This is a genomic window from Trinickia sp. (assembly GCF_051954495.1).
In the GTDB taxonomy this organism is placed as follows: Bacteria; Pseudomonadota; Gammaproteobacteria; order Burkholderiales; family Burkholderiaceae; genus Trinickia.
Map to the genome: position 1 here is coordinate 1 of NZ_JBQCHR010000168.1, position 17167 is coordinate 17167.

The 17167-nt window shown below is 64.5% G+C and carries 17 protein-coding genes and 1 pseudogene; 13 read left to right on the top strand and 5 right to left on the bottom strand.

Features of this window, described 5'->3' with window-relative positions; genetic code table 11:
• The 13 genes from ACTHNR_RS23340 to ACTHNR_RS23400 form a co-directional block, all read left to right on the top strand.
• Positions 1–543 (top strand): flagellar motor switch protein FliG (locus ACTHNR_RS23340; protein ID WP_440550648.1); only part of this gene is annotated, 543 nt, incomplete at its 5' end.
• Positions 536–1204, top strand: a complete 669-nt coding sequence (fliH, locus tag ACTHNR_RS23345; protein ID WP_440550650.1) for a flagellar assembly protein FliH — start codon at positions 536–538, stop codon at positions 1202–1204. The genes ACTHNR_RS23340 and fliH, both read left to right, overlap by 8 nt.
• Positions 1198–2895, top strand: a complete 1698-nt coding sequence (gene fliI, locus ACTHNR_RS23350; protein WP_440550651.1) for a flagellar protein export ATPase FliI — start codon at positions 1198–1200, stop codon at positions 2893–2895. Before fliH ends, fliI begins: the two co-directional genes overlap by 7 nt.
• Positions 2896–2908: 13 nt before the next feature.
• On the top strand, positions 2909–3361 hold the full coding sequence (gene fliJ, locus ACTHNR_RS23355) for a flagellar export protein FliJ (protein WP_440550653.1): 453 nt from the start codon (positions 2909–2911) through the stop codon (positions 3359–3361).
• Positions 3362–3435: 74 nt separating this feature from the next.
• Positions 3436–4980, top strand: coding sequence for a flagellar hook-length control protein FliK (locus ACTHNR_RS23360; RefSeq protein ID WP_440550655.1), 1545 nt, complete (start codon positions 3436–3438; stop codon positions 4978–4980).
• A gap of 321 nt (positions 4981–5301) precedes the next feature.
• The gene (gene fliL, locus ACTHNR_RS23365) at positions 5302–5802 is read left to right on the top strand and encodes a flagellar basal body-associated protein FliL (RefSeq protein ID WP_440550656.1); all 501 of its coding nucleotides are present in this window, start codon (positions 5302–5304) and stop codon (positions 5800–5802) included.
• A gap of 86 nt (positions 5803–5888) precedes the next feature.
• Positions 5889–6890 carry a flagellar motor switch protein FliM gene (fliM, locus tag ACTHNR_RS23370; protein WP_440550658.1) on the top strand — a complete coding sequence of 334 codons (1002 nt, stop codon included), beginning with the start codon at positions 5889–5891 and terminating at the stop codon, positions 6888–6890.
• Entirely contained in the window at positions 6883–7371 is a 489-nt protein-coding gene (gene fliN / locus ACTHNR_RS23375; RefSeq protein ID WP_440550660.1) for a flagellar motor switch protein FliN, read from the top strand. The genes fliM and fliN overlap by 8 nt, the downstream gene beginning before the upstream one ends.
• A gap of 3 nt (positions 7372–7374) precedes the next feature.
• On the top strand, positions 7375–7962 hold the full coding sequence (gene fliO, locus ACTHNR_RS23380) for a flagellar biosynthetic protein FliO (protein WP_440550662.1): 588 nt from the start codon (positions 7375–7377) through the stop codon (positions 7960–7962).
• Positions 7963–8742, top strand: a complete 780-nt coding sequence (gene fliP, locus ACTHNR_RS23385) for a flagellar type III secretion system pore protein FliP (protein ID WP_440550663.1) — start codon at positions 7963–7965, stop codon at positions 8740–8742.
• A gap of 19 nt (positions 8743–8761) precedes the next feature.
• Complete coding sequence (gene fliQ, locus ACTHNR_RS23390) at positions 8762–9031, top strand: flagellar biosynthesis protein FliQ (protein ID WP_440536309.1); 270 nt, start codon at positions 8762–8764, stop codon at positions 9029–9031.
• A 42-nt stretch (positions 9032–9073) separates the two neighbouring features.
• Complete coding sequence (gene fliR / locus ACTHNR_RS23395; protein ID WP_440550664.1) at positions 9074–9856, top strand: flagellar biosynthetic protein FliR; 783 nt, start codon at positions 9074–9076, stop codon at positions 9854–9856.
• A gap of 272 nt (positions 9857–10128) precedes the next feature.
• Complete coding sequence (locus ACTHNR_RS23400; protein ID WP_440550666.1) at positions 10129–10536, top strand: type II toxin-antitoxin system PemK/MazF family toxin; 408 nt, start codon at positions 10129–10131, stop codon at positions 10534–10536.
• Between the two features lie 126 nt (positions 10537–10662).
• Here the strand turns inward: ACTHNR_RS23400 and flgL are convergent, their stop codons facing one another.
• The 5 genes and pseudogenes from flgL to ACTHNR_RS23425 all read right to left on the bottom strand — a co-directional run.
• Complete coding sequence (flgL, locus tag ACTHNR_RS23405; RefSeq protein WP_440550668.1) at positions 10663–11901, bottom strand: flagellar hook-associated protein FlgL; 1239 nt, start codon at positions 11899–11901, stop codon at positions 10663–10665.
• Positions 11902–11912: 11 nt separating this feature from the next.
• Complete coding sequence (gene flgK, locus ACTHNR_RS23410) at positions 11913–13913, bottom strand: flagellar hook-associated protein FlgK (RefSeq protein ID WP_440550669.1); 2001 nt, start codon at positions 13911–13913, stop codon at positions 11913–11915.
• A 116-nt stretch (positions 13914–14029) separates the two neighbouring features.
• Positions 14030–14785 (bottom strand): flagellar brake protein, encoded by a 756-nt coding sequence (locus ACTHNR_RS23415; protein WP_440550670.1) that lies wholly within the window; start codon positions 14783–14785, stop codon positions 14030–14032.
• 349 nt (positions 14786–15134) lie between these two features.
• Positions 15135–16493, bottom strand: coding sequence for an Imm72 family immunity protein (locus ACTHNR_RS23420; protein ID WP_440550672.1), 1359 nt, complete (start codon positions 16491–16493; stop codon positions 15135–15137).
• Positions 16494–16504: 11 nt separating this feature from the next.
• A pseudogene (locus ACTHNR_RS23425) lies at positions 16505–17167 on the bottom strand (hypothetical protein); the annotation flags it as partial.

The window sequence follows — 17167 nt, forward strand, 5'->3', positions numbered from 1 at the left end:
CGCAACGACGTACTGCTGCGCATCGCCACGCTCGACGGTATTCAGCCTGCTGCGCTGCGCGAACTCGACGATGTGCTCACGGGCCTGCTCTCGGGCAGCGACAACCTCAAGCGCAGCCCGATGGGCGGCATCCGGACGGCGGCCGAAATCCTGAACTTCATGCCGAGCGTGCACGAGGAGTCGATCCTCGAGAACGTGCGCCAGTACGACGCGGATCTCGCGCAAAAGATCATCGACCAGATGTTCGTGTTCGAAAACCTGCTCGATCTGGAAGACCGCGCGATTCAGCTGCTGCTCAAGGAAGTCGAGTCGGAAGCGCTCATCATCTCGCTCAAGGGCGCTCCGCCCGCGCTGCGCCAGAAGTTCCTCTCGAACATGTCGCAGCGTGCGGCCGAGCTGCTCGCCGAAGATCTCGACGCGCGCGGTCCGGTGCGCGTCTCGGAAGTGGAAACGCAACAGCGGCGCATCTTGCAGATCGTGCGCAACTTGGCCGAAAGCGGCCAGATCGTGATTGGCGGAAAGGCGGAAGATGCGTATGTCTGATTCAGGCCGTTCGGACAAGAAGACCCTCTCGGCGTATCAGCGCTGGGAGATGGCTTCGTTCGACCCGCCGCCGCCGCCCGATCCCGTGCGCGAGAACAAGCTCGCTCAAGAAATCCAGCGCATTCGCGCCGCCGCGCATCAGCAGGGGCTGGCGTCGGGCCACGTCGCCGGCCAGGCGATCGGCTATCAAGCCGGCTTCGACCAAGGTCATGCTCAAGGGCTCGAAAAGGGCCGCCAAGAAGCGCACGCCGAAGCCGTGCGGCTCGCGGGACTGGCCGACGCGTTCAAGGCGGCCCTCGACGGCGCGCAAACGGAAATGGCCGAATCGCTCGTCGCGCTGGCCATCGACATTGCGCAGCAGGTCGTTCGGCAGCATGTTGCGCACGATCCGGCCGCCCTGCTCGCCGCCGCTCGCGAGGTGCTCGCCGCCGAGCCCTCGCTTGCCGGCGCGCCGCAGCTGATCGTCAATCCGGCCGACCTGCCGATCGTCGAAGCCTATATGAAGGAAGAGCTCGAAACGCTCGGCTGGAACGTACGCACGGACGTCGCGGTCGAGCGCGGCGGATGCCGCGCCCACGCCGCCACCGGCGAAGTGGACGCAACGATCGGCACACGCTGGCAACGCGTCGTGGCCGCCATCGGCAAGGTGAGCCAATGGTGAACGAAGTGACCGTCCAATCGTTGCGCGCGAGCGGCCTTTCGCCGCTCGAAGTCGAACTCGCGCTCGCGTCGTTCAGCCCCGAGGCCTTGCCCGAGGCCCGACGCGCGCTCGATCCGGCGCCCGCGTTCGACGACATGACGGACACCGAGGCAGCGTTGGCCGACCTGGGTTCGGCAAGCGGCGCCGCATCGAGCGACGACGACCATGCGCCGGCCGACACGGGGCGCGCGAACGGTCATGACGCCCATCCGGCGCAAGCCGCCGCAGCTTCGCGCGCGGGGGCCGCCCCAACCGCGTATGCGCCCGATCCCGCGCTCGCGCACAACCCGCATTTGAACGCCTGGCGCGGCCGGTTGAACGCCCTGCGCGAACGCAGCGCGCTCGCGCGGCCGTTATCGGCCTGCGGACGCCTCACGCGTGCGGCGGGGCTCGTGCTCGAGGCGGTCGGCATGCGGCTGGCCGTCGGCGCGGAATGCCTGATCGAAATGCCGCCCGGCAGTACGCTGCCGATGGCCGAGGCCGAGGTGGTCGGCTTCGCCGGCGAACGGCTGTTTTTGATGCCCACGACCGAAGTGGCGGGCTTGTTGCCGGGCGCGCGCGTCTATCCGCGCGAAAGCGCTCCGCTCGCCGACCCGCTCGCGGGCGCCAAGCGCCTGCCGGTCGGCTGGGGCATGCTCGGTCGCGTGGTCGATTCGTCGGGCCGTCCGCTCGACGGCTTGGGGCCGCTCGACACGGGCGCCGATGCCCCGCTGTCGGCGCCGTCGATCAACCCGCTCAAGCGCGAGCCGATCCAACAGGTGCTCGACGTGGGCGTGCGCGCGATCAACGCGCTGCTCACCGTCGGGCGCGGCCAGCGCATGGGCCTGTTCGCGGGCTCGGGCGTCGGTAAATCGGTGCTGCTCGGCCAGATGGCGCGCTATACGAGCGCCGAGGTCATCGTGATCGGGCTCATCGGCGAGCGCGGCCGCGAAGTAAAGGAATTCATCGAGCAGATCCTCGGGGAAGAAGGCCTTGCGCGCTCGGTCGTCGTGGCCGCTCCGGCCGACGTCTCGCCGCTCATGCGGATGCAAGGCGCCGCCTACGCCACTTCGCTCGCCGAGTACTTCCGCGATCAGGGCAAGCACGTGCTGCTGCTCATGGATTCGCTCACGCGCTACGCCATGGCGCAGCGCGAGATCGCGCTCGCGATCGGCGAGCCGCCCGCGACGAAAGGGTATCCGCCTTCCGTGTTCGCCAAGCTGCCCGCGCTCGTCGAGCGCACGGGCAACGGCCCCGAGGGCGGCGGCTCGATCACGGCGTTCTACACCGTGCTGACCGAAGGCGACGATCAGCAAGACCCCATCGCCGACTCGGCGCGCGCAATTCTCGACGGCCATATCGTGCTGTCGCGAACGCTCGCCGAAGCCGGCCACTATCCGGCGATCGACATCGAAGCCTCGATCAGCCGGGCGATGACGGCGCTCATCGACGAGCACCATCTGGAGCGCGTGCGGCTCTTCAAGCAGATGCTCTCTCGTTATCAGCGCAATCGCGACTTGATCAACGTCGGGGCCTATTCGAGCGGACGCGACGCGCTGCTGGACCGGGCAATCGCGCTGTATCCGCGCATCGAAGCATTCCTGCAGCAGGGCTTTCGCGAATGTGCACCGTTCGCATCAAGCCTCACCATGCTAGGTGCGTTGTTTGAATGAGGAGTTCTGAGCGATGACCAAGCATTTTCCGATCAAGACGCTGATCGATCTCGCGCAAAACGACGTCGACGCGGCGGCCAAGCAGCTCGGCCGGGCGCAGCGCGAACGCGCGGACATCGAAGCGCAGTTGGAATCGCTGGTTCGTTATCGCGACGAGTATCACGCGAACTTCTCGGCTTCGGCCCAAGCCGGCATGCCTGCGGGCAGCTGGCGCAACTTTCAGGCGTTCATCGACACGCTCGACGCGGCGATCGAGCAACAGCGGCGCCTGCTCGAGCTGGCCACCACGCGACTCGAGGCGGCCAAGCCCGAGTGGCAGCGCCAGAAGCAGAAGCTCGGCTCGTACGAAGTCTTGCAAGCGCGCGGCGACGCCCAAGAGGCGCGCGTGATGGCGCGGCGCGAGCAGCGCGACGCCGATGAGCACGCCGCCAAGATCCTGCGCATGCGGCGCGAAAATTTGAATTGATTCGGAGCGAATCGGCGGGCGCGCGCACGATGCGGCCGCTCGCCGAAGCGCCACACTAGATTAGAGGCACAGCCATGTCGTCACTTTCGATCCTCGGAGCACTCTCGGGTTCGGCGAACTCGGGGGCCGGCAGCACCGGTCTGGCCGTGAATACGCCGGCCCCGGCGCCGTTCTCGCAAACGCTCGCGCAGAGCGTGCACGCGCAGCAGCAAGCCGCGCAATCGAGCGTCCACGCCAACGCCAACGCGAACTCGAACGCGAGTTCGAGCGACGCGTCGGCCGCGAACAATTCGCAGAGCGCGAACGCGTCGCAGTCCTCCGCCAACGCGAACAACGCCGCGAACGGCAATGCCGGTACAAGCAACAGCGACGGCAGTTCGAGTTCGAACACCAGCGCTCAATCGGGTTCGACGAGTTCCACCGGCAGCGACGGCGCCGCCTCCTCGCAAGCGAGTACGGGCGCCAAGCACGGCGATTCCTCGTCCGACGCGCAGCAAGCCGCTCAAGCCCAAAGCGCCGCGGCGGACGCCAGCAATGCGGCCGCGCAGGCAGCGGCAGCCGCCCAAGCCGCGGCCCAGCAAGCGCAGCAAGCCGCGGGCGCAGCCGGCAGCGGCGCGGGCACCGACGCCACGGCCACGACGAGTTCGGCCACGCCCGGCAAGGTCGCCGCCGCCTCGCCCAAGACGGTGCGCGCGGCGCTCGAAGCCGCGCTGGCCGCGCAAATGGGCATGCAAGGCGGGACCGCCACGGGCGCCGCGGCCGGCGCCCCGGGCACGCAAGTGCTCGGCAACACGGGCACCGTCGCCAATGCGGGCAATCTCGGCAACGGAATGGGTTCGCTGCCGCTCGGCTATAAGGCCGTCGCCGCTCTGACGGGCGACGGCAAGAATGCGAACGCCAATGCGCAGGCCGTCGGCAGCGCGGTCGATCAGGCTGCCAAAGCCATGCCTGGGGCGACGGCATCGCCCGACGCCGCGGCGGCCGCCACGGCCCAGGCGCTCGCGGGCGGCGGCGACGCCACCGCGGCCGTCGCGACGCTCAAGGACAATGCGGAAGCCGCCCGGGCGGCGCTTGCGGCCACGCAAGCCGCCTCGGCCTCGGGCGTAGCCAGCGCCGCGGCGCAGGCGGCAGCGGCGGCGGCCTCGCCCAATGCCGCGGCGGCGGCCGCCGCCGCGCTCGCGCCGCAAGTGGGCACGCCCGATTGGGAAGACGCGCTGAGCCAGAAGGTCGTGTTCATGTCGAACGCCCATCAGCAAAGCGCCGAACTGACGCTCAATCCGCCCGATCTCGGTCCGTTGCAAGTCGTTCTGCAAGTGGCCGACAACCATGCGCACGCCCTGTTCGTTTCGCAGCACCAGCAAGTGCGCGAAGCGGTCGAAGCGGCCCTGCCTAAGCTGCGCGATGCCTTGGAGGCCGGTGGTCTCGGTCTGGGCAGCGCGAGCGTCAGCGACGGCTTCGCGCGTCAAGCGAACCAGCAGCAAGCCGGCAATCAAGGCAGCGGCTCGGGCCGCCGGGGCGGCAGCGGCAACAACGGCGGGGGCCAAGCCGGCGACACGATCGCCTCCACCGCGGCAATCGCCACCCGGCGCACCGTCGGGCTCGTGGATACGTTCGCTTAAGGCCGCGCAAACCGCAACGGATCGAGGCCTCGGGGCCGAGCACGAGCTCGCCCTGACGCGCGAGGAGGGGCGGTCGGAGCGGCCGCCCAACGTCCGGCTCGCCCGCCTCACCCACCTCGCCCGCGAGCAAGCGTCGAGGACGCATCGCGCGCGGCCTTGCGTGGGCTGGGCCCGCAAATTGCTCCCCATTTTTTCATGCATGGTCGTGGCGTCATCGTCTTAAACGGATGAGATGGCGTCGAATGTCCCTTCTTTTCGGCTTATCGCCGATGCCCGCTTTAGCGAACAATTCACCTTACCGCACTTACGCAAAGCATTGTCATGGCATCCACGACCGCAAATCAGCAAACCGTCGACGTTCCCGCAAAGTCGGGCAAGCTCAAACGCATGGTTCTGATCGTTTTGATCGCGCTCTTTGCCGCCGGCGTCGCCGCGGGAGGCATGTACTTCTTCCTGCTGAAGAACGGCGTGGGCAGCAGCAAGCCGGCGCCGCCACCGCCCCCGCCGCCGCCCGTGTTCTTCGCGCTCGAGCCGATGACGGTCAATCTGCTGTCCGACGACGGTCAGCACTACCTGCGCATCGGTCTGTCGCTTAAGCTTGCCAATGAGAAGACGCAGGAAGCGCTGCAGCTGCACATGCCGGAAATTCGCAGCCGCATCTTGCTGGCCCTCTCGAACAAGCACCCGGAAGATCTGGCGACGCTCGACGGCAAGCACGCGCTCGCCGAGGAACTGAAGACGCTGATCGAGAAGCCGACGGACGCGAGCGAGCCGCCCGTGCACGTCGAGCAGGTGCTCTTTACGGATTTCGTGGTCCAGTAGTGCGTGCCGGCCGGGCGCGCAAGCCGGGCCGACCATGCCACTAAGGCGTTTCTCTCACCAACCGCAATACAGGGACGAGCAAAGCGATGGGCCACGAAGAGTTCATGTCCCAAGAGGAAGTCGATGCACTCCTCAAGGGCGTAACCGGCGAATCCGATGCCGATACCGAGCAGCGCGACAAAGCGGGCGTACGCCCGTACAACATCGCGACGCAGGAACGGATCGTTCGCGGCCGGATGCCCGGCCTCGAAATCATCAACGAGCGTTTCGCACGCTTGCTGCGCATCGGCATTTTCAATTTCATGCGCCGCACCGCCGAGATTTCGGTCGGTCCGGTGAAAGTGCAGAAGTACAGCGAGTTCACGCGCAACTTGCCGATTCCGACGAACCTGAACCTCGTGCACGTCAAGCCGCTGCGCGGCACGTCGCTGTTCGTGTTCGATCCGAACCTCGTGTTCTTCGTCGTCGACAATCTGTTCGGCGGCGACGGCCGGTTTCACACGCGCGTCGAGGGCCGAGACTTCACGGCCACCGAGCAGCGAATCATCAGCAAGCTGCTGCATCTCGTGTTCGACCACTACACGACGGCATGGAAAAGCGTGCGGCCGCTGCAGTTCGAATTCGTGCGCTCCGAAATGCACACGCAGTTCGCCAACGTGGCGACGCCGAACGAAATCGTCATCGTCACGCAATTTTCGATCGAATTCGGGCCGACGGGGGGCACCCTGCACATCTGCATGCCCTACTCGATGATCGAGCCGATCCGCGACGTGCTGTCCTCGCCCATTCAAGGCGAAGCGCTCGAAGTCGACCGCCGCTGGGTTCGCGTGCTCTCCAAGCAAGTACAGCTGGCCGAGGTCGAGCTGACGGCCGACCTGGCCCAGATACCGGTGACGTTCGAGGACATTCTGAACTTGCGCACGGGCGACGTGCTGCCGATCAACATCCCCGAGAACATCGTAGCCAAGGTCGACGGCGTGCCCGTCATGGAATGCGGCTACGGCATCTTCAATGGTCAATATGCGTTGCGCGTGCAAAAAATGATCAGCGCAGCGGAAAACACGATTAAGGAAACGGAATATGAGTGACTTGAACGCAACGCCGGGCTCGGGCACGGCCGATCTCGATGCGGCCCTGGCCGCCGCGGCTGCCGAGAGCGCCAAGCAGGCCAATTCCCCGGTCGACGACGAGACGAGCCTGGACGATTGGGCGGCCGCGCTGGCCGAACAGAATTCGAACGACACCCCGGCGCCCGCCGCCGCCGGCGTATTCCAGCCCCTGTCGAAGGTCGAGCCGACCTCGACGCGCAACGACATCGATATGATTCTGGACATTCCGGTCCAGATGACGGTCGAGCTCGGGCGCACGAAAATTGCAATCCGCAATTTGCTGCAACTTGCGCAAGGCTCCGTCGTCGAACTCGACGGGATGGCCGGCGAGCCGATGGACGTACTCGTGAACGGCTGTTTGATTGCCCAAGGCGAAGTCGTCGTCGTCAACGACAAGTTCGGCATCCGGCTGACCGACATCATTACGCCGGCCGAGCGCATTCGAAAGCTCAACCGATAACCGATGAAATCGATCTTGCACCGTGCGCCGTCGATCCGGCGCGTGGCGGCAACTTTAGCGGCGTGGGCCGTCACGGCCGCCGCCGCAACGGTGGCGCCGGCAGCGGCCGCCGCCGACCTGAACGCAGTCAACAACGCCGCGAAAATCGCCTCGGGCGTCGGGGCCGGCACGGCCGTGCCCTCGGTGGGCGTCGGCGCCGTGCTGCAGACGCTCGTCGGCCTGGCGTTCGTCATCGCGCTCGTGTTCGCCTGCGCCTGGCTCGCGCGCCGTTTCGGCCTGCAGCCCTCGGCCCGCGGTCAGCTCGTGCGCACCGTCGGCGGCGTCTCGCTGGGCGGTAAAGAGCGCGTGGCGGTCGTCGAGATCGGCGATACGTGGCTCGTCGTCGGCGCGGCTCCGGGTAATGTGCGGCTGCTCCATACGATGCCCGCGCCGACGGCCGCCCAAGGCGGCACATCCGGCGGCGCATCCGGCGGCGGCGAGACCGACGCCGGAACGGGGCCCCTGCCGGGCACGTTCGGCTCGCGCTTTCGCGCGGCCCTTGGGGACGAAGCACGCAAGCGGTTTTCTCGGCCTTCGGGCGGAGGCAAGTAAATGTCGTCCAGCTCCATTTCGCGGCTCGCGCGCGCCGCGCTGCCTGCCCTTCCCTTTTTGATCCTGACGCTGTTGCCGCAGCTTTCGCTGGCGCAGACGGCGCCGGCCGGTCTGCCGGCCTTCACGACGAGCCCCGGCCCGGGCGGCGGCACGACCTACTCGCTGAGCGTGCAGACGATGCTGCTGCTCACGATGCTCTCGTTCCTGCCGGCCATGGTGCTGATGATGACGAGCTTCACGCGCATCGTCATCGTGCTCTCGCTGCTGCGCCAGGCGCTCGGCACGACCACCACGCCGCCGAACCAGGTGCTGGTCGGCCTATCGCTGTTCTTGACGCTGTTCGTCATGTCGCCCGTGCTCAACAAGGCGTACAACGACGGCTACAAGCCGTTCTCCGACGGCACGATCCCGATGGAGACGGCCGTGCAGCGCGGCGTGGCGCCGTTCAAGCAGTTCATGCTGAAGCAAACGCGCGAATCCGATCTCGCCTTGTTCGCGAAAATTTCGCATTCGCCGCCGTTGCAAGGCCCCGAAGACGTTCCGCTTTCGCTGCTCGTGCCGGCCTTCGTGACGAGCGAACTGAAGACAGCCTTTCAAATCGGCTTCACGATCTTCATTCCGTTTCTCATCATCGATATGGTCGTTGCGAGCGTGTTGATGTCGATGGGGATGATGATGGTGTCGCCCGTGACGATTTCCTTGCCCTTCAAGCTCATGCTGTTCGTGCTCGTCGACGGCTGGCAGTTGCTGATCGGCTCGCTCGCGCAGAGCTTCGCGTGATGAACCGAGGACCGCTTTCATGACGCCCGAATCCGTCCTGACGCTCGCGCATCGCGCGATGTACGTCGCCCTGCTGCTTACGGCGCCGCCGCTCATCGTTTCCCTCGTGGTCGGCTTGCTCGTGAGCTTTTTCCAAGCCGCCACGCAAATCAACGAAGCGACGCTGTCGTTCATCCCGAAGCTCATGGCCGTGACGATCACGCTCGTGATCGCGGGGCCTTGGATGCTCTCGATCGTGCTCGACTACATGAGGCAGATGCTCACGAGCATTCCGTCGATGGCGGGCTAGCGTCTGCCCGCCTCCAACCGCTAGCCGATCCATCTCCGGCCGATGTTCACCGTCACCTACGCGCAGCTGAACGCTTGGCTCACGGCCTTTCTCTGGCCGTTCACCCGCATCGCGGCGCTGATTGCGGCGGCGCCCGTGTTCGGCCATATGGCGTTGCCCGCCCGCGTGAAGATCGGGCTCGCGGCATTCATCACGCTCATCGTCGCCCCCACGCTTCCGGCCATGCCGCAAGCGACCGTGTTCTCGGCTTCCGGCGTGTGGATCATGGCGATGCAATTTCTGATCGGCGCGGCGCTCGGGATCACGATGCAGCTCGTATTCGCCGCGGTGGAAATGGCCGGCACGCTGGTCGGCCTGCAAATGGGGCTCGGCTTCGCGACGTTCTTCGATCCGAGCTCGAATGCGTCGGCGCAGATCATCGCCAGCTTTTTGAACATGATCGCGGTGCTCGCGTTTTTGGCGTTCAACGGTCACTTGCAGATGATCGCCGCGCTGATCGAGTCGTTTCAGTCGGTGCCGATCGCGGCCGCGATGTATGGGCCGCCGGGCATGCGCACGCTCGTGGAATGGGGCGGAGCGATTTTTACGGCGGGGCTGTTGCTGTCGCTGCCCGTCGTGATCGCGCTGCTCGTCGCGAATCTTTCGCTCGGCATTTTGAACCGCGCGGCGCCACAGATCGGCGTCTTTCAAATCGGCTTTTCCGTCACGCTGATGGTCGGCATGCTGCTGCTCATGCTGATGCTGCCGAACATGATTCCTTTCTTTGCTCGGCTCATCGAAACGGGCGTCGACCAGATGGGACGCGTGGCCGCGGGGATGCATTAGAGGATCCAACACTTTGGCCGCAGTCGGCTCCCGCTTCCCGCAGCGGTCATCGCGTGGGCGGAGCGCCGACACAGGTCTCTGTGCACAACGGGTCAATGTCATCGCAAGCATTGGACATACGAACCTGCATATGCGATGATTTTGCCGTTACCGGCGAAAGCCGGCTTGAGTCTGTCGCATGATCGGTGCGACAGCGGCCCGGGCAAGCGATTTCAAGCTAACCCGGGCGTCAGATCCAAGCCCCCGAATTTCGGGGGCTTTTTCTTGAGTCAATGGCCCTTCCGTACATTCCCGCTCGCGGTGAGATCCTCATTTGCGACTTCAATACGGGCTTCCGTCAGCCCGAAATGGTCAAAAGGCGCCCGACGATAGTCGTATCTCATAAAAGCAGTCACGGTCGACGTCTGTGCACTGTCGTGCCGCTGTCCACCACGGCGCCCGCGCCGGTCAAGCATTGGCACTATGACCTTTCCCGCGTGCAAATTCCGGGGTGGGATCCGCAAGGCAAAACAATGTGGGCGAAGTGCGACATGCTGGCGACGGTCAGTTTCGAGCGGCTGACGAAGCCGTACAAGAAGACTCAACACAGCGGCCGCAAGTACACCGCCGTCTTTCTCTGCCCCGAGGATTTGAGCCGCATTGACGGATGCATCAAGGCGTATCTGGGGTTGAACGGGTAGTCCGTCTATGCAAAGGCGCCCGCCGAGCGCATCTCCCGCGTTCCACAAAAAAACGGCCGAAGTCCCGACGAAGAGACTTCGGCCTATCGCACGCCCTTTCGGGCGTGTGGCTTCGTCAACCGATGATCAGCCGCCGATGTACTGGAACAGCGACATGCCTTGAATCTTCACGAACGTCTGCTGCGCGGCCTGCAGCGCGTTTTGCGTCATTTCGAAATTGCTGATCGCCGACACCATGTCGACGCCCGTCAAGTCCGCCAGATTGCTTTGCGTCTGCAGCGAATTCGTTTGCGTCGTCGTCTGCAGGGCTTGCAGCTCCTGCTCGCGCCCGCCAACCGATGCCTGCACCACCGTCACGTTCGTCAGGGAGTTCTGCAGCGCGGAGAGGCCCGTCGTCAGCGAATTGGCGAGCGAGGCCGTCGCGGCCGGGTTGTTGCTGGCCGGTGTTTGCAATGCCGAGATGATCGAATCGATCGTCGAAAACACGCTGCTGTTTTGCGGCGCCGTCGACGGCGTGACCGAGAACGTATCGCCCGGATTCGGCGCGCCCCCGATCGACACCTGCATGCCCGCGCCCAACGCGATCGGCGTGTTCGCGCTGAAAGCGGTCGCGGCCGTCGTCGTGGCCGGCACGACCGTGTTGTCGGTCACCGTGTAGGTCGGCGCCGCGGCCGTGCCGCCGAACGTGATCGTATAGCTGTCGCCGTTCGTGCCGATGGCGGGGTTCGTGATCGATGCGCGGCCGATCGTGCCCGTGCCCGTATTCGCGGCGTTGCCCGCCGACACGGGCGAGGTGCCGATCGAGGGCACCGAAAGAAAGACGGTCGAGCCGCTGTCGTTCGTCGCGACCTGGCGCGTGTCGGCCACCTGCGCTTGGCGGATACCGTCGTCGCCGTGATAGTTGACGCCGCCGCTCGTCGCGTTCGTGAACGGCTGCGTCGTCGCTTGAAAGCCCGAGAACACGTAATTTCCAGCGCCGTCGCTCGTGTTGGCGAGCGTGAGCAGCTGATCGCGGTAGCCTTGAATCGCCTTTGCGATCGAGGCGCGATCGGAATCGTTCAAGCTGCCGTCGCCGGCGCGCACGACTTCCGAGTTGATGCTTTGCAGCGTGTTCGCCACGCTCGAGAGCGTCTTGTCCTCGAGCGCCAGCGACGTGAGCGCCGAGTTCTGGTTCGTCGTGTACTGCGTGTACGTGGCCGACACCATCGTGAGCTGCACCGCCTGCGCGGCGCCGAGCGGGTTGTCGGCCGGCGTGGTCAGCGCCGTGCCGCTCGAGAGCTGCTGGTAGTACGTCGCCAGCTGGCTCTGCTGGTTATCCATCGTCTGGATATTCTGGCTATAGAACTGCGAAGTCGAGATGCGCATCGCTCACCGCCTTATTGGAAGATGCCCATCAGGGTCTGGAACATCGATTCGGCCGTTTGAATGACCTTGCTGTTCGCCTGATAAGCCTGCTGATATTGCAACAAGTTCGACGCCTCTTCGTCGAGGTTGACCCCCGACACGCTTTGCTGCGCCGCTGTGATTTGCGTGACGAGCGCCGATTGCGACGTGTTCGCCGCCTTGAGCTGGCTTGCCGCGTTGCCGATGTTGTTGACGTAGGACGCGTACGCGGCCGTCAGCGTCGAGGTGCCGCCGTTGAGCGACGCATTCGACACGAGCTTGGACATGGCCAGCGCGTTGCGGCCGTCGAACGTGCCCGTGTTCGGGGCGATCGTGAACTTGTCGCCGTTCGCGGGCGTGCCGCTGATCGACACCGTGACGGCGTTCGTGATGCCGGCCGGCACGGGCGTCGTCGTGCTGTTGATCGTCAGCGTCGCGCCTTGCGACGGGGTGTAGGGCACCGTCGTCGTCGCGGCCGTGATCGGAATCGAGGTCGGCGGCGTACCGGCGATCGTGACCGTCGTGCCGACCTGGAAACCGCTCAGCGTACCGGTGGCCGAGTTGTAGGTCAGCGTCGTCGTACCCGAGATCTGGTAGCCGGAGGTCACCGAACCCTGCGTGATCGCGCCGGTGCCCGTGTTCGAGCTGGGCGCGGAGGCGAGCACGGGCCCGGAAGCGGCGATTGCCGAAGGATTGGACGTCGCGAGCTTGAACGTGTTGAGCGCGCCGCGCGTGGGCTGGATCGTGAACGAATCGCCGGCATTCATCGAGCCCGACGTGATGTTCAGCAACAGCCCGCCGATGGGAGTCGTGCCGTTCGGCGGCGTGGCCGAGGTACCGACGACGGAGCCCGTCGTCGTGTCGGTCAAGGTATAGGTGCCGCCGGCAAACGACAGCGAATAGTCGTCGTTCGTCGGCTGGGCGGGATTCGCAAAGCTCACGGACAGCGCCGCGTTGCCCGTGTTCGCCTGATTCGAGTAGACCGTGGGCGCGCCGACGCTGAACAGGTTGCCGCCCACGCTGCCCGACAAATCGATGCCGAGTGCGTTTTGCGCGTTGACCTGGGCCGCGAAGCTCGTCGCGATCGCGCCGAGCTGGGATTCGGCCGGGTCCAGCGTCTGGGTGACGAATTGCAGCAAACCGCTGACCGTGCCGCCCGAAAACGCGGACGCCGGCAGGTATTGCACCGGCGGCGGCGTGGTCGCGCCCGCCAGGCCGTTGTAGGTCACGGCAAGCTCGCTCGGATCGCCTTGCGATACGGCGGTGCCGAGCTTGAAGTTTTGGTTGGCGACGACGAGCGGCTGACCGTTGCCGATGAACACGCTATAGCCGCTCGAATTCTGCACGACGGACACGCCGACGAGCTGCGACAACTGCGAAACGGCCTGGTCGCGCTGATCGAGCAATTGGTTCGGCGGCTGACCTTGGGCCGACGCGGCGGCGATCTGCTTGTTGAGATCGGCGATTTGCGCCGAGTACGTGTTGATCGATGCAACGGCCGTCTGCAACTGTTGATTCACGCCCGTGCGAAGCTGGTCGTACTGCTCGCCTGCGGCGTTCAACTGCGTCGCGAGCGTTTGCGCGGCGCTGAGCGCGGTCTGGCGGGTCGGCACGCTATTCGCGTTGTTCGACACGTTCTGCAGACCGGTGAAGTAAGCCGTGATCGCCGATGAAATACCGGCCGTGGGGCTGCCGACGAGGTTGCTCAGCTGCGAGGCCATCGAGTAGTTGGCCGACAAGGCGCTGTTCGCCGCGTTGGCGTTGTTCAGCTGCGTGCTCAGATACTGGCTGTAGTTGCGGCGCACCGTGACCGTATCGACGCCCGAGCCGAGATAGCCCGAGCCCGTGTACTGGCCGCTCGCTTCCGCGTAGACGGGGTTCTCGACCGTATAGCCGGGCGTCGACGCGTTGCTGATGTTCTGGCTCGTCGTCTGCAACCCATATTGGGCAGCGTTCAGTCCGGACAAGCCGATCGTGAAAATATCGTTGGACATGCGTCTTCCTGAAGGGCGGAGGCCATGGGGCCGTCCGCCGCGCTGAGGGAACACATGTATAACGGCCGCCCGCGCGAAAATTTAAGGGGGCCGCATGTATCGGCGCCCGGTTTTTTTTAGGCTTTGACGAGCGAGCGCCGGCGCATTTCGAGCTGGGTGATCAAGCGCTGCAGCGTGTTCTCGGCGCTGCCCGGCAGCGACACGAAACGCATGCCGAGCTGGAAGCGGCGGCCGCCGTTCGGCAAATCGGTCGCCCGCATCGAGACGAGCTCGAGGTCGAGCGAGAGCATCCCGTGGCCGTTCAGATGCACCTCGACGTCGGGGAGCATCGCGCCCATCGGCAGCTCGGCGACGCGCTCGTCCGTCGTCCGCAGTCCGATCCCGCCCAGCGAAAGGTCATGCACCTCGAACCGGAACGTGTCCCCGTCCGGCAAACGGCCGCGGCAGAAGTAGGGGTCGAGCACGGGCGCATCGACGCGGAAATACTCGCGGCGCTGCACGTAGAACAGCACTTCGGGGAACGGCGCTTCGAAGGCCGGCAGGCCTTCGAACTTCGTTTCAATGGGCGTGACAGTGGAAAACTCGACGCGCACACCCTCGGGCGAAGCGCGGAACGTGCAGGAGGCCGAGGCGAGCACGCCTTTGTTCTGCTCGGGCAGCGCGCCCCAGTCGAAGGAGAACGTACGTTCGCGCACGTCGACATCGAGAATCTTCGTGACCAGCTGCCCGTTCTTGTACTGAACGGTCAGGAAATCGCCGCGATTGGCCAGATTGCGGAGTTGAACGCCGATTTCAAGCGGATTGCGGCGGCCGAAATCATGGTAGTTTTCGGCGGCATCCTCCGTCGGGCCATTCGACTGATTGGTATCCATGGGCTCGGGTATGCGTACTTGCGCAAGCGCGCTACACGCGCCGACGCCAAAGCTTTCGGATGCATTTCAGCGATCCGAACAGGTCCTGTCTGATTAGCGGCAGCGGACGTGCAAAGTTTAGAGGTATTCTCGAAATATTTTCTAAGGATTCGAGGGAATGCTCGGTTGCCCACCCCGGCGGACAACCGTTGTTGCACTCTTTTACGAGGTCGGTGCGCCATTATAGTGCGCCCGAAGGGCCGAACGCCTGGCGTCGATGGAATCGGTCAAGATTCCAGCGCGGAGCCGCGATGCTTCTCGCTACTCGCTCAGGATTTGAGCGCGATATTGCGACTGCGCAGGGATCTTCTCAACTCTGCCGTCCTATGTATTCACCGTTTTCGCCAACCCATTTCCACACCACGCGCGCCTCGTCCTCGGGGGTCCGCGCACCGAAGGACATCATCGGTCTACCTTGCTCGGCGAACAGCGGCATGAACATGGGATTGCCCGGATAGTTCAGCCAGTCATAGTCCTGGATGTCCTTGGGCACGATCGGCACCCACACGCCTGTCCTCGGGCAGATCTCGTGCGTCTTGCAGTAGAGCGGCTTGGGCTCGACCACCGGGTTGTAGCCGAGCCTGGCGATAACATCGTCTTCAGGTTCGGGGATCGGCTCGGGCGGTACGATCCGTAGGTACCAGATCACGTCGTCATTCCAGCGCGTGGTTTCGGGACCGGGCATGGGATCACCGTGTTCCACGCGCTGGCGTTTCTTCAGTTGCGGCGAGTACCAATCGCCGCTCTCGGGACAGGTCGTGCCGGCGCGGGCTAGCCGGGAGCGTATGCCTAATATCGCCAGCTGCTCGGGCGCGAAGTAAGCGGATTCTTCTTCCGGAATGCCGCCGCTTGTATATCGGGTGTCTTTCCAGATCAAGCGCCAGCGAACGTCTTCTAGGGCGTCGGTGCCCTCGAGTTGGTATTGGCTTGCGGTGTCGCCGGCGAGGAAGTAGTTGGGGCAACGAACGCCCACATTAGGATCGAGTGACCATGGCTCCCAGATTCCCGTTATCGGGATCGTTTGGCCGCTCCATACTTGGCCTTCGCTTTCTTCGTTTCGCGGTGGGCAGGGCGGTACTTTTTCAGGGAATACGATCGGCGGAATTCTATTAAACGAGAGATCGTCAAAGAAAATGCTCTCGTAGGTCCAGCACATCACTGAGCGAGCATCCGACGCCGGTTCGCTCAAATAGATGCGTCCGGCCTTGTTGAGGGTACCGAAGAGCAGCGAAAGCATCGCACCTGATAAAGACGCCTTGCCGAATACACCAATTGCTTCCGTCTTATCCCTTCGATAGCCGAGCTTGTAGAACAGCCCTTTCGGATCATCCGCTCCGAGCTCCTCATATCGGCGGCCCCAGATATAGCTGCTGAATCTGACTGCCTCACGCAACATCGCAAATGCTTCGGGCCGACGCGCAGGATCGGTCAGCAGCGGCCGCGCGTATTCCATCGGTTGCAGGAAGCGCAGGAACCGCACCAAGTCACAGCTGTAGTCGATGTCGTCTTCCGGTCGCGCGATTTCGCGCTCGAAATCGCGCAGGAACTCCGCGTATAGATCAATCGCACGACGGAGCAGCGTTGCACTCGTGTACTTCTTCAACAGGTAGAACGCGCGGTCGCGCGCCGCATCGTCGTTGCGCCCCGGCATATAGGTAAAGACTGACATCCCGTCTCCCTTCAACGTTGCAGTTCGGCGTCGCTGCGATCCGGCGCCGTATGACTTATCGCCGCCGGCGCGCGGGTCGTGTAGCCCTGCGGCACGGTCTTCGGTGCGAGCTCATGCTCGCCCAGCGGGCGTACCGCCGCCCGTTCCGATGGCGCGAATATCACGTCGCTCCAATTCGTCGGTTTGTGTTCCAAGCGCTTCACATACTCTTCCAGCACCTTGTTGTGGGGATGATCGAAATCGATGATGAGCTGCGTTTCTCCGCCCTCGAGATATCGGCCTAGCCCCTCGTCGTACTGGCTCGATACCCGTCCACGCCATACTCGCAGACCCTCCCAGTTCTCCGGAACCATGACGCCGACGGCCTTCAACTCATCGGCCGTCGGTATCCGATCGAGCTTGATATAGGCGCCGTTGTGATTCCAATCCATCTTGACCGCCCATTTCTCGCGCCACTCTTGGCCGTTCTCCGCCATGCGCGGAAGCCAGTTCTTCGAGCGCTTGGTGGCCTCCGACACCTTCCCGCTCAGCTTACGGCCCGAGCTGGTGACGCGGGTCGTGGAGTCGAGAACGCGAGCGAGCGTGTAGTCCCCCGGCCGCAGCGTCTCAGCCACAATAGCTTGGCCTCGGCTGAACGACTCGATCACTTCATAGGTGAAGGTTTCTGTTTCTTT